Source organism: Prosthecobacter sp., assembly GCF_044227185.1.
Classification (GTDB): domain Bacteria; phylum Verrucomicrobiota; class Verrucomicrobiia; order Verrucomicrobiales; family Verrucomicrobiaceae; genus Prosthecobacter.
The window spans coordinates 181207-194901 of record NZ_JBGAFO010000005.1; the positions used below are offsets into that span (position 1 = coordinate 181207).

At 62.7% G+C, this 13695-nt stretch carries 8 protein-coding genes; 4 read left to right on the forward strand and 4 right to left on the reverse strand.

What is annotated here, in order from left to right; genetic code table 11:
• Positions 1 to 14 precede the first annotated feature (14 nt).
• Genes ACILSQ_RS13765 through ACILSQ_RS13775 form a run of 3 tightly spaced genes read right to left on the reverse strand, consistent with a single transcriptional unit; the run spans position 15 to position 3497 of the window.
• Positions 15 to 1046, reverse strand: a complete 1032-nt coding sequence (locus tag ACILSQ_RS13765; RefSeq protein WP_395744211.1) for an Amuc_1100 family pilus-like protein — start codon at positions 1044 to 1046, stop codon at positions 15 to 17.
• 6 nt (positions 1047 to 1052) lie between these two features.
• Positions 1053 to 2804: an Amuc_1101 family PilM-like pilus complex protein gene (locus tag ACILSQ_RS13770; RefSeq protein ID WP_395744212.1), complete on the reverse strand. Its 1752-nt coding sequence runs from the start codon at positions 2802 to 2804 to the stop codon at positions 1053 to 1055.
• A gap of 54 nt (positions 2805 to 2858) precedes the next feature.
• Positions 2859 to 3497 carry an Amuc_1102 family pilus-like protein gene (locus ACILSQ_RS13775; RefSeq protein WP_395744213.1) on the reverse strand — a complete coding sequence of 213 codons (639 nt, stop codon included), beginning with the start codon at positions 3495 to 3497 and terminating at the stop codon, positions 2859 to 2861.
• A 324-nt stretch (positions 3498 to 3821) separates the two neighbouring features.
• Between ACILSQ_RS13775 and ACILSQ_RS13780 the strand changes: the two genes are divergently transcribed.
• From ACILSQ_RS13780 to ACILSQ_RS13795, 4 genes are all read left to right on the forward strand, one after another.
• Complete coding sequence (locus ACILSQ_RS13780; protein WP_395744214.1) at positions 3822 to 4964, forward strand: substrate-binding domain-containing protein; 1143 nt, start codon at positions 3822 to 3824, stop codon at positions 4962 to 4964.
• 25 nt (positions 4965 to 4989) lie between these two features.
• The gene (locus tag ACILSQ_RS13785) at positions 4990 to 5733 is read left to right on the forward strand and encodes a YdjY domain-containing protein (RefSeq protein ID WP_395744215.1); all 744 of its coding nucleotides are present in this window, start codon (positions 4990 to 4992) and stop codon (positions 5731 to 5733) included.
• A gap of 278 nt (positions 5734 to 6011) precedes the next feature.
• Positions 6012 to 7175 (forward strand): prenyltransferase/squalene oxidase repeat-containing protein, encoded by a 1164-nt coding sequence (locus ACILSQ_RS13790; RefSeq protein ID WP_395744216.1) that lies wholly within the window; start codon positions 6012 to 6014, stop codon positions 7173 to 7175.
• A 225-nt stretch (positions 7176 to 7400) separates the two neighbouring features.
• On the forward strand, positions 7401 to 10127 hold the full coding sequence (locus ACILSQ_RS13795; RefSeq protein ID WP_395744217.1) for a hypothetical protein: 2727 nt from the start codon (positions 7401 to 7403) through the stop codon (positions 10125 to 10127).
• Between the two features lie 108 nt (positions 10128 to 10235).
• Here ACILSQ_RS13795 and ACILSQ_RS13800 read toward each other — a convergent pair whose 3' ends face one another.
• On the reverse strand, positions 10236 to 13577 hold the full coding sequence (locus ACILSQ_RS13800; protein WP_395744218.1) for a beta strand repeat-containing protein: 3342 nt from the start codon (positions 13575 to 13577) through the stop codon (positions 10236 to 10238).
• Positions 13578 to 13695 lie beyond the last annotated feature (118 nt).

Here is a 13695-nt window from a genome sequence, read left to right on the forward strand (position 1 = left end):
TAAATAAGGTGAGATCAGCGTCCGGCTGGAACCTGACCCGGACCCGGAGCCCGGCCTGGACCCGGGGCAGGAGCCTGCGCCGCCACCCCGGCGGCGGAATCCAAAAATTTGACCAGATCAATCTCCAGGCGGACCTTCAGCATCTCCTGGCCAAAAACAGAAACTGCGTCTGGAAATGCCGGTGGCGGCGGCTTGATCTCATCCGAGACCTGCTCCTTCGCCTCAGCTCCTCCGCCGCCAGCAGTGGTGGCACCACCAGGGCTCGGGGGCTGCGGCACTGGCAGCTTCACTTCAGAGCGCAGCGGCCCGTCCTGCTTCTGGTTCTCGATGCGCAGCAGCCTCAGGCTGGTGAAGTAGGGCATGTCGCTCGGGTTGGTCAGCCCGCTCACCAGAAGCTGCAGCGGCCCCTGGTCCAGGGTCAGCACCACCGAAATCTTGCGCTTCTCGGTAATGCCAGCCATCGCCTGCCCCTGCATGTTCGGCTGTGGCGCCGTCTGTGTCTCGATCGGCAGTTTGGCCCGGTCCAGCAGGTCCACCGATTTGACACCGCACTTCATGAAAAGCTTCACCAGCTCATCCACGGCGTCCAGATAACCGGAAAGCTCCGTGGCCACCGCTCCCGATTTGGGCAGCGTCGTCGTGTACTCGTCAAAGCCAAACGCAAAGTCTGCAGGGATATGCATCTGCGCCGCCGCGGAGGTCTTGCGCACCTCGGAAATCTTCGCCTTGAGCTTGTCTTGAAACTCAATGTCGCTCGTCGGTGCCGGCTTCTTTTCATTTTGAAGGTACAGCACGACATCGCCAAGATCCTTCACCCGCTTCGCATACTCGGCCACCATCCCTCTTTTCGCGGCCACGTTCTGCTCCGTGGGGGCCAGCCGCGCCCCTTTCAGGCCGGCCACCTGGCTGCCCATGCTGAGATAGGCCTCCTTCTTCTCGGAGTAGCTGCTCCAGGCGGCAAACAGCAGATAGCCCAGGGCCAGCGAGCCCGCGATGATCACGCCAAGAATGGCGGCCAGTGGTTTGTTTTCACGTATCCAGTCCATGATTCTTTATTGAAATTGCAGGGGGTTGCGCAGCGGCATTGTGATTTCGAAGTGGTAGGCGTAGCGGTCTTCGTCCACGCCGCTGTCCACCTTCACATAGCTGTCACGCTTGGTTTCATAATCCGGAGCGTTGAAGGCCTCCAGCTTCGCCAGCTTCGCGGCAAAGTCATACACCACCTTCTGCTCCCCCTTGTCATTTTTCCGGTACAGGCCCCGCATGCGCAGCTTGTACACTGGCGCGGCGGGCGCCCCGGCGGCATTGCCGGTGGAGGCGGGCTTGTTATTTTCCTCATTGCTGCCCCACAGGGATTTGGTGATCGGCTTGTCATCCTTGAGCACCTCGATCACCGGCAGCCAGATCAGGTCATTGTCAAACTGCTGGTTCAGTTCGTTCAGCAGCCGCGCCCACCAGGAGCGGTCCGTCACCACCTGCTCCAGTTGCACGCCCCGCTGCCGCACCTCCTCCTGCTGCGCATCCAGCATCCGGATTTCATTGCTTAGCGTGCTCAGACGCCCGCTCTCATCCGCCAGCGTTTTCGAGCGCCCGTCGATCACCTTCGTCGCACTGTCAAACCAGAAAGTCGCCGCCCCCAGCGCCCCCATCAGGCACAGGCCCGCCATGATCAATGCCGGCGCACGGCGTGCCGCGTCGCGCGTGGAAGCCAGCGCATCAGGCACCAGTTCGATCTCGCACGGGCAGGATCCCATGCCCCGCAGGGCCAGACCCGCGAGCTCTCCCAGTCCTGGCGCGTCAATCTGCGCCGCGTCCGCGCTCACGCCGCGGTCCATCTGCACCCCGCGCAGCCCGTTGTACACTTCCACCGGCAGCTTCAGCTTTTCCGTGAAAAATTCCGCGATGTACCCCGCCGCCGAGCCGCCCCCTGCCAGAAACACGCGCTTCGGTGCGCTGCCTCCCTGCTGGCTGCGGTAAAACGTGATCGTGCGCATGATTTCCGCATGCAGCCTCGTCATCGAGTTGCGCATCACCTTGGACATCGCGTTCACCCCTTCGTCCGGGTGGTCTTCCACCGCTCCGCCCAGCGCCACAAAGCCCTGCGAGCGCTTCTGCTGCTCCGCCTCGGCAAACGGGATGCCAAATTCCTTCCCGATCGCATTCGTCACCGCCGCTCCGCCCACCAGCAGATTGCGGGTGAAAAAGCGCTCCCCTTCCACAAACACCAGGTTCGTCGAGCGCGCCCCCATGTCCACGATCAGCGCCGGCTCATCCACGTCAGGATAGCTGTAGCGGAATGAATTGTACAGGGCCAGCGGGCCCACGTCCATCCCCACCACCTTCACGCCGCTCTCCGCCACGCCTTCATACATCTCGTTCAGCGGCTCGCACTTCATCGCCGCCAGCACCACTTCGATCTCGCCGATGTCAGACTTCGTCACGACCTCGTAGTCCCATGACACTTCATCGAGCTGCCATGGCACGTTCTGCCGCGCTTCAAACTCAACGATCTGCGCCAGCTTGTCCCCCTGCACCGGCGGCAGCTTCACAAAACGGCTGAACACCGGATGCCCTGGGATCGAGCACCACGTCTTCTGCCCCCGGATCTTCAGCTTCCCCGTGAGCTCCTGCAGCGCCGACTTCAACTGCGGCAGCCGGCTCACATCCACCGAAGGATCGCCGTCCAGCTCCACAATCTCATAGCGCTTCAGAATGAGGTCCCCTCCCGGCGTCTTGCCGAAGAATGCTCCGCTGACACGTTGGGAGCCAAGACTGATGACTGCAATGCTTGTTGGGTCTGCCATGCTGGGGGAAGGGGGTGGATCGCTATCAGTTGAAAACTTGCGGGGCGCCGCGGCTTACTTCACTTTCACCGGCACGTCATAGTCGCCAAACACAGCGGCAAACGGCGTCTGCATCTTGTTGAGCAGCAGGCCGTCCATCATCGCAAACGCTTCTTTGTTTTCCCACCACGCCGTCTTGCCCACGCTGGATTTCGCCGCGATCACCTTGCCTTCCGCCACGAATTCCACGCCCCAGCCTTGGATGTCTGACGACGCCGTGACCGTGTCCTTCTGGAAGATGGCCTTCAGCGCGGCCGGGGAGATGTAGGCCAGCGCATGGCAGGGTTCATCCGCAGGGATGTCCAGCAGGTCCAGCGTGCCCGTGATCACTTCACGCTTCGGCGGCGACTCCTTCGTCATGTGCTGCAGCGCCACGTAGATCCTCAGCTGCATCCCCGCATACGTCCCCTTCCGCCCGCCGGCGGCTTCAGGCAGCTTGATGTCAAACTCCACATCCAGCTCGATCCAGTTCTTCGGCTCCCAGCGCTTCATCTTCACGTTGGTCACGTTGAACATCGGCGTCTGCTGCTCCTGCACCTCCACCCCTTTGATTCTCAGTTTCACAGCGGGCATTTTCTCCCCGGTCGCGGGGGCTTGGGCCTGCAGGGCGCTGGCGATGAAAAGGGAGGCAAAAATCAGACGGATGGATTTCATGATGTGGCTGGTTGTTCCTGTTATTTTAAAAGTTTTATCAGCAAAACACCCTGCGCATCAAGCAGTGATTCGCAGAAAGTCGCGAAAATACTCCTCTGCCACGCAGTTTCTCTCTTCATTTCCCCCGCCGCACCGCACCTGCGGCCCCCCGGCGGTTCCGGACACGGCGGCGGTCTTCTGGCAGGGTTTCATCACGTGGAATTCAGGGGCGGGAGGGCGGAGTCTCCGGCAATCCCATCAGAGTGCAAGCAAAAGACAGCGGGGGATTCGTGAACATCTCAGACTTGTGCAAGTCTCACTTCAAAGCCTAAACTACCCTTCACCATGATGCCCCCCTGCACCCGTCCCTTCGCCCTCTTTTTGGGCATGTTCCTCCTCGCCTCCTGCGGACGCTCCGACACTCCGGACGTGGAAAAGGCGGTCATCGAGCTCGAACAGCAGAACCAGCAAAAGGCGGCCAAGTCTGAATCCGGTGGCAGTGGCACCGCCCCCGCCGGCAGCACCCTGCCCTCTCCGGCCCTCCTCGCCTCCTCCAGCCTCGCCGCCAAGGACGAGCGCGCCGAAATCTTCCTCCTCCTTCCGGACGCCCGCATCGCCATGCAGGACTTCCAGCGCAATGGCCTCGCCATGCTCGTCGGCAGGCAGGTCGGCTATAAGCTCACCACCAGCGACGCCGCTGGCAGCAGCACCCAGCAGATCGAGCAGTTCCGCAAGGCCATCGCCGCCAAACCCGCCGCCATCTTCGTCAGCCCCATCGATCCCCCCGCCCTCGCCGCTCTCATCGTCGAGGCCCAGACCCACGGCATCATCGTCGTCGGCCTGGACAAACGCATGCTCGATGAAGGCTGCGCCACCGTCGTCTTTACCGATCAGCGCCGCGTCGGCCGCATGGCTGCGGACACCATCATCGATGCCCTCAAACGCAAGGCCGCCGAGGAAAAACACACCGATGTCACCGGCCGCGTCGTCCAGCTCCGCGGTGTCGCAGACTCCTACCCCACCAATGAAGTCGCTGAGGGCTTCGCCGAAGGCCTCCGCACCCAGCCCGGCGTCATTCTCGTTCACGATGCCCCCGCTGACTGGAGCACCGAAAAAGCCGCCCAGTGCACCGCCGAAGCCTTCAATCTCCAAAAGAACTTCGATGCCATCTACGCCCACAGCGACGCCATCGCCACCGGCGCGGCCAAAGCCGCCGAAGCCGCCGGCCAGCGCGAAAACCTCTTCATCGTCGGCACCGACGGGCTCTCCGGCCAGAAGCGCGGCCTCGAACTCGTGCGCCTCGGCGAAATCGACGCCTCCGTCGTACAGCCCGCCCTCGTCGATCTCGCCCTGCAGATCGTCGTGAAAATGCGCAGCGAAAAAACCTTCAAGCCGCAGCCCTCCTATGAAATCCAGCCCATGGTAATCGTGCCCAAGAATGTGGACCAGTGCCTCCGCACCGGCACCTACAAACTGCCCAATCTCTAAACTCTCTCACTCCTCCCCTCCCGCCATGCTCCGCTCCCTCCTCGCCCCCGCTCTGCTCCTCATCCTTCTCGCAGACCTGCCGGCCCAGGACGCGGCCAAACCCAATCCCGACGCCAAGGCCCAGTTCGCCGAAGCGCAAAAACTCGTCAAGCAGGTCTCCCCCGGCGTCTACGATCTCAATGGCATCCAGATCACCGCCGCCACCCGCGAGCTCCGCATCCCCTGCGACATCCTCCACCAGAAGCTCCCCATCGAGTACGCCCTCTGCCACGAAACCGGCGAGAAAGTCCACGAGACCGTCCTCGAGACCAAGGTCAGGCCCATTCAGATCCAGCTCGCCCTCCTCCTCGCCCATTACGAGCCAGGCACCCTCGGCATCCTCGACAAGCTCGACCCCAAGGAAGAGCGCCCCTACAAAGATGCAGACACCGCCCCCAAGACCCCCGGCGCCAACCGCCTCGCCATCCGCGTGGAATGGAAGGACGGCGACAAAACCAAAAACGTGCCCCTCTCCGACTTCATCCAGGACATCGAAAAACGCAAAACTCCCGACGACCTCGACACCTGGATCTTCAACGGCTCCTTCATCGATGAAACCGGCTTCGCCGCCGAAGTCACCGGCTCCATCATCTCCACCTACGTGGACCGCGGCGCCATCATCAATTCCGCCGCCAAAGGCAACCAGCGCGACGACCTCTGGATCAGCATGCCCTCCAACATCCCCCCCGAGGAAACCAAGGTCACCCTCATCATCACTCCCGCGAAGTAGGATAGAAGCGTTTGATTCTGATTCGCGACAATTCGCGGACATTCGCCTCCATTCGCGTTGGAAATCTCTGCCCCTCTGCGTGCTGCAAATCTCCGCGGTGCAAAGTCAGTGTTTCTCCAGACTCGCCATCCCGGAAGCGCGTGCTGTGAATCCCGGTTCGGCTCCCTCGGTCAAAAAATAGCCATGCCCCTCCCTTCATGGTCAAGAATCGTCCACCCATAAAGAGGTGCCCCTTGCCCATTGACGCCGCTCTCTTTCCACATCCAGTGATTTGTACCATGAAAATCCCAGCCCTTTTCCTCACCCTCGCGCTTGGCACCTCCGCCGCCTTCCCCCAGGCCGCCACCCAGACCGCACGCAATGAATCCCTCAAGCAGGAGGTCCGCCTCAGCGTGGAGCGCGGCCTCAACTTCCTCCGCGCCAAGCAAAACCCCACCACCGGCCAGTGGGGTGACTCCGAGCCCGTCGCCATGACCGCCCTCGGCATCATCAGCTTCATGCTGGACCCCAACCGCAAGTCTGGCGACCCCGTCCCCGCCGAAGTCGAGAAAGCCACCAAGTACCTCGTCAGCCAGGCCCGCCCCGATGGCGGCATCTTCACCAAGGCCCGCGGCAACTACAACACCGCCATCGCCCTCACCGCCCTCCTCCTCAACAACAAGCCCGAGAACGAGCAGGTCATGCTCAATGCCCGCCGCTACCTCGTCCGCTGCCAGGTGGACCTCGATGAAAAAGGCAAGCAGGACAATCCCCTCGACGGCGGCATCGGCTACGGCGACGAAAAAGGCATGCACGCCGACATGTCAAACCTGACATTCGCCCTCGAAGCCCTCTACTACTCCCAGTCCCTCCTCGCAGACAAAGGCGACGCCGCCAAAAACGAGCCCCAGCTCAACTTCAGCGCCGCCATCGATTTCATCCAGCGCTGCCAGAACCGCCCTGAAACCAACAAGTCCTCCTGGGTCAGCAAGGACCCCGACGACGCCGGCGGCTTCATCTACAACCCCTCCGAAACCCGCGGCGCCAAAGTCACCAATCCCGACGGCTCCGTCGCTCTCCGCAGCTACGGCAGCATCAGCTACGCCGGCCTCCTCAGCTTCATCTACGCCGGTGTCGATCAAAACGACCCCCGTGTGAAAGCCGTCATCGAATGGCTGCAGAACCACTACAACCCCGATGAAAACCCCGGCCTCGGCGCCGCAGGCCTTTACTACTACTACCAGACCATGAGCAAGGCCCTCAGCATCGCCAAGATCGACTTCATCAAGACCAAGGACGGCCGCACCGTGGACTGGCGTGCAGACATCGCCCAGAAACTCCTCAGCCTTCAGAAAGGCGACGGCTCCTGGTCCAACACCGAAGGCCGCTGGATGGAAAGCGACCCCGTCCTCACCACCAGCTACATCCTCATGGCCCTCGGCCGCATCCACCAGCGCCTGTAAAAGTTGCCCCGTTGCGCCGCAACGGGTGTCCGCCTCCGGCCCTTCTTATTCCAGTGCGGCACCGGGCTCGCCTCGCCCCCCGGTTCTGTTCAAAGCCCCCCTCCATCAAAAAAGTCGTCACACAGCCCCCGCGGCTGCCTGACGACTTTTTTCTTACCCAGATTCCTCACCCCTCTCCCTCTTCCTCCTCGACACCCCGCCCCCGCTTCCAGTAATCTCCCCCGCATGCCATCCCGCGCCCTTCTCCTGCTCCTCGCGCTTCTTTGGGCCCTTCAAGCGCATGCCGCCACCGGGCTCCGCACCCGCACCTTCAGAATCCCCCCGGACTTCATCGCCTGCGATCTCCCGCCAGTCCCCGATCTCCCCGACAAAACTGCAGACCCCTTTGCCGCCCCGCTCCCCGCACCCGCACCTCCGCCGGAAGCGCCGGTCCCAAAACCGCGCACGCCCAGACAAATCCTCGAAGCCGCGGGCATCACCTTTCCGGAAGGTGCCAGCGCCAGCTTCAATCCCTTCCTCTCGCTCCTCACCGTCACCAATACCGAACCGAATCTCGATCTGGTCTCGCTTTATGTGGACTCCCTTCATCACCTGGCGCCCGTCAATATCGCCTACACCCTCACCGTCATCGAAGGCCCCGGTGAACTCATCCGCGAAGCCGCCGCCCAGGCCTCACTCAGTCCCGATACGGCACCTGCACTCACCACGCTGCTAGGCCACGCCGAAAAACCCGCCTCCGCTGTCCGCGTCATCGCCGACGCCTTTCTCGAAACCAAATCCGGCAGCCGCGCCACCTTTGATGCCGTGCGCGAGTACAACCAGACCACCGCCCTCACCCTCGATACCCAAAGCCGCGCCTCCATTGTTCAGGACATCAAGCCCCTCGGCCTCCATTGGGAGATCGAGCCCTTCCTCAGTTCCGACGCCACCAGCATCGAAACCACGCTCGGCCTCACGCTCAGCGCCGCGCCTCCGGTCGAGCGCCAGATCAGCGTCGATGATCCCATCACCGGCCACACCGCCGAGTTTCCCGCCACCGATATCCCTGGTGCCCACATCGTCACCAGCCTCAGCATCCCCGCTGGCGGCACCCGCCTCATCGGCATCACCAAACCTCTCGTCACTCCCAAAGAAGAAAACGCAGATGTCCTCTGCGCGGCCTTTCTCACCGCCACCCTTCGCCGCGTCGAAGCCCTGCCCATGCCCCAGCCCAAAGCGGCGGCCCCTCCCGCCGTGCCGGAGGGCATGATCTTCGCTGCGATGAATGCCCCGGACGGCATCTTCGCCCAGGCGCTCCAGCGCCCCCGGCCTCTCACCCTCCAGGAGTGGCTGACTCGTGCAGGCGTCACCTTCCCCACGGGCTCTGTCATCGAGCATCGCGCTGGCGTTCTCCGCTGCGTCAACACCGCTGACAACATCGCCCTCATAGCCGCTCTTGTGGAGCGTGAGTTCGCCATCACTCCGAAAACCGTCGCGCTCACCTTTCATACCCTTGAGGTGCCCGCCCCGCTCCTGCGCGATCTCGCACGCCGCACCCTCGCCTCCTCATCAGACGACTCCGCCATCTTCGCTGCTGCAGAGGCCGCCGTCGCCCGGGGCGAGGCCTCATTCATCAGCTCCTCCTTCGTCGAGGCCAAATCCGGCACCCAGGCCACACATCACGCCGTCCGCGAGCACCACTACCTCGGCTCCTTCAGCACAGACGACGCCGGCCGCCCCAACACCGCCTTTGAGACACGCAAGGTCGGCGACATCCTCGAAGTCGAGCCCACCATCGGCGCAGACAACAGCACCGTCTATCTCACCCTCACCCACGAGCTTCATCCCACACCCGCCGTCCTCCGCCGCGGCCACTTCCGCGACCCCGCCTCTCAGCAGCCCTTCGACATCCCCCTCACCGATTTCAACGTTCACAAAACCCTCACCAGCTTCACCCTCGCCAAAGGCAGCACCAAGCTCCTCGCACTCCACCCGCCTGCTGGCCGTCCCGGCACCGGCGTCCTCTGCGCCACCTTCGTGAAATGCGATGTCGTTTCACACTTCCCCAAATCACCATCCGTCACCGCCGAGCCCTCACCTCCCAAACCCGCCGCGGATCCCAAGGCCATCCAGACCCGCTCATTCCGCGTCGCCCCCGATTTCCTCTCCACCGGTCAGGACTCCGCCTCCACAGACAAAGACAAAGACAAAGACAAAAGCACGCAGCGCAAAACGGCCAGGATGATTCTCGAAGAAGCCGGCATCCCCTTCCCAGAAGGCACCTTCGCCTCCTTAAACACGGCGATGAGTCTATTGGTCGTCAGAAACACCAATGAGAATCTCGATCTCATCGAAACCTACAACGTGGGAGGACATCGTCGTCCTGCCACCATCGCCTTCACCACCCACATCCTCCAGGGCCCCGCCCCCCTCCTGCGCCGCCTCACCGCCCAGGCCGCCAGCAAAAGCGACCACCGCGCCGAGCTCGATGAACTCCTCGCCGCCGTGAAGAAAGGCACGGTGCATCACCTCAACACCGCCCACCTGGAGGCAAAGTCCGGCGCGACCGCCACCGCCACCCAGGCCCGCGAGCACACCGCCCTCAGCAGCGTCAGCATCACTCCCAAAGGCCAGCCCCTCTTCAAACAAACCACGCGCAACGTCGGCCTCATCATCACCCTCGAACCCACCCTCGGCGCAGACCGCTCCACCATCGAGGTCAATATCTCCCCCGAATTCCACACCGCCCCCCCTCTCGAACATCGCGAACACCTCATCGACACCCAGGGCCGCCGTTTGGAATTCCCCCTCACCGACTACTTCACCTCCCAGCTCACCACTGGCATCACCATAATCGACGGCACCGCCCGCCTCCTCTCCCTCTACAAACCCACCGGCACTCCCGAATTCGAAAAACAAGACATCCTCCAGGTCATCTTCATCACCTGCGACCTCCTGCCAGCCACGAAGTAGCCTCTATCTGGTGTACGAACACACAAAGGCTGCATTCCGCACGCACACATCTCTCACCCCAAGCTGGATCGATACTTCAAAAATCAAAAATCGATTGCTCGTCAATCGTCAATCCTCCCGGCTTGCAAGCATCTCAGGAGCGCTTGATTCTCTCCCCCTCCGCCTCCTCATCATCCCCATCGCCAGCGCCATTCCCAGCAGCAGCATCCGCGACGGCTCCGGCACATACGAAATCACGCTGATCACACCGCCCCCGCTGCCATCATCCAGGAAATGGCTCGTGTCCCACGAGAGGTTCAGGCTTGAGATGTCCGGCAGCACCAGATCCGTGCTCACATTGAACGCCGTGGCGACCACCGTGTTCCAGTCAAACAAATCAAAGCTGTTCCCCACCGCCAGCGTCGATCCCGTGTAACCGTTCGCAAATGCCACGGCGATCGTGCCGTCCAGCGTGATCGTTCCCAGGCCCGCGATCCGGTCAAACTGCCCCGCATTCTTGCCCTCCATATCCAGGTGAATCGACGGCGTGCCGCCTCCGCTCGCATCCATCACCAGGTCGCCGCTGATCGTGAGCGTGCCAGTCACATCCCCTGTCACCGCTCCCGGATTGATCACCCCCGTGCCGCTCACCGTCACCACGCTGCCGGCATCCGGCGCGATGCTTCCCACGCCGCCCAGCGTGCCGCCCGTGACGCTCACCGCCCCCGTGCCCGTGGCAGATCCCGTCGTGTTGTTCGCCAGAAACGCCCCCTGGCTGATGACCGTGCCGCCGCTGTAGGTGTTCGCACCGCTCACCGCCATGGTGCCCGCGCCCGTCTTCGTCACCGCGCCGTTCTGCATCGTCGGCGTCACCGTAAACGTCGCCCCGCCGCTCACATTAAAGCTTCGCGTTTCACCATTCAGATCCACGGCCATGTTACCCGGCCCGGCGTCCTTCGTGATGGAGCTCGTGCCCGTGATCGTCACATCCCCCTTCAGGATCAGTTTGTCATTCACCGGCGTCGCCGGCGGTGTCCCCGTGCTCGTCACCAGCTGAATCGTTCCCTTGCTCATCGTCAGCCCGCCCGTGCCGATGGTGTAGGTGCTGTCCACCGTGAAAGACGTAAAGGTGGACGTGGCCGTGCTGTTGTACGTCAGCGATGTCATCGTCCACTGGTCGCCCGAGTGCGTGGCAAAGTTGCCGCTGCCGTTCACCGTCACATTCCCCGTGTTGTCCGCGCCAAAGATGTCCGTCAGGCCGGCATTGATCGTCAGGTCGCCAAACGTCCCCCCGTTCTGCAGCGTCAGCGTCCCCACCCCGTCCTTGGTGATGCCATTGGTCCCCCCCACGATGCTGCTGTTCAGCATCAGGCTCACCCCGGAGCCCACATTGAAGTCCACCGCGCCCGTCAGCGTCGCTGTGTTAAAGCGCAGGATGTAGCTGTTCCCTCCCACCACGTTCAGCGTCCCCGCCGCCATCGTCAGGTTTCCAAACGCCACCGTCTTCGTCTTCGCCGTCGTGCTCACGTTGCGGTTCACGTCGATCGTCGCGCTCCCCGTCAGCGTCACCGCATTCCCATAGCTCAGCGTCTGCGCCCCGGTCGTCCCGTCGCCATCCACCCGCACCTGCAGTGTCGTTCCATCCGCCATCGTGATCCCTCCCGTGCCAAACAGCTTGTTCGTCGTCGGACTCGTGCCGGTATAAGCCGTGCTGTCCGTCCCCAGCAGCGTGCCGGCGTTGAGGATCGTGCCTCCCGTGTAAGTGTTCGCGCCTGAAGCCGAGCTCGCCAGCGCCAGCGTGCCGCTGCCGTTCTTCGTCAGCGCCACACTGCCCGCGCCATTGACGATCGTCCCGCTGAAGGTGCCCGCCCCGTTCACCGTCAGCCGCGCGCCGGAGGCCACGCTGTTGGTCACACTCCCGGCGCTGCCGTTGAAATTGTTCACCGTCTGGCTCGTCGCCCCCAGGTCCAGCGTGCCCCCATTCACCGTCAGGTCCCCTCCTATGTCCCCCAGCGTACCGCTTCCAGTCACCTGCACAATCCCACCACCGATCGTCGTCCCGCCCGCATACGTGTTCACCGCCGTAAACTTCAGCGTACCCGCCCCTTCCTTGTCCACCCCGCCGTTCTGCACCACCGGCCCCACCGTGAAAGTCGCCCCGCTCGAAACGGTGAAAATTCGCGTGTCACCGTTCAGGTCCACCAGCCGGATGCCCGAGCCCCCGGAAGCGAGCGCCGCCGTGCCGGTGATGCTCACATCCCCTTTCAGGATCACCTTCGTCGTCACTCCGGCGTTGGAGGCGTTGACTGAGATCGACCCGCTGCTCATGCTGAAGCCCCCCAGGATCGTGTAGGTGCTGTTGCTGGACACCGCGTTGAAATTCGAGGAGCCGCTCGTCGAGTTGTACGCCAGCGAGCTCATCGTCCAGTTGTCGCTCGAGTGGCTCGTCAGGGTCCCCGTGCCGTTCACCGTCACATCTCCCATCGTCCCCGTGCCCGTCAGGTCCACGTTTCCAGCACTGATCGTCAGATTGCCAAAGGTCCCGCCATTGATCGCCAGCGAGCCCGCCCCCGTCTTGGTGATCGAATTGGTGGTGCTGACGATGCTGTTTAGCGTCAGCGCCGCCGGGCTGCCGTTCACATTCACCACATTGAAGGTCGCGTTCCCCGTCAGCGTCACGTTCCCAAACCTCACCCCATAGTTGTTCCCATCCGTCACCGTCAGCGTGTTCGCGCCGATGCTCAGACTGCCCAGCACGATCGTCTTGCCCGCCGCCGTCGTCCCGCTCGCACGGTTCACATCGATCGTGGAATCCGCCGTCACCGTCGTGTTGTACGCCCCCAGCGTCAGGTTCTGCGCCGTCGTCGTCCCGTCGCCATTCGCCAGCACCTGCAGCGTGCCGCCATTGAGCATCAGGGGGTTCGCCGCATTTCCCAGCGCCTTGATCAGCGTGGTGCTGCTGGAGCTGTCCACCACGCTCAGCGTCCCCGCATTGAGATTGATCGTGCCCGTCAGCCCCGTGTTGTTTCCCGTCAGCGTCAGCGTTCCCGCGCCCGCCTTTGTAAATCCCCCCGTGCCCGCCAGCAGGGAGGAGATCGTCGCATTCGCATTCGCCGTGAGCGTCGGCGTCGTCCCGCCCAGCGTGATGGTCCCCCCCGTCAGCGTGTAGCTCCCCGCAAACGGCGTTTCAAACAGGATGCCGTTCGCCGTCACCGTGCCCACCGCCAGCGCACCCGCCGTCCCGGACGTCCCTCCGCCAAACTGGGCTATGGATGACGTCGTGTTTGGCCAGGCGGCATCCGTGCTGCCATTGTAAAACACAGCCGAGCTCGTGTCCCAGCCGGTGCTGGTGCCATCGGTGATGCCATTGAGTGTCGAACCATCGTCATCATAAATCACGGTGACGGCAAATCCCGGGCATGCGCACACGCATAGCACGGCCATCACCCGCAGCAGGGGGCTTTTGAGCATTTTCTTAGGGTTTTTTTAACGGAATACTCCTCAAGCCCCAAAGGGGGTCGGAACTCAAGGAAAGGGGGGTGCCCTGATACACCCGAACTCAAAAAAAGCAATGTTTACCCACACAAAT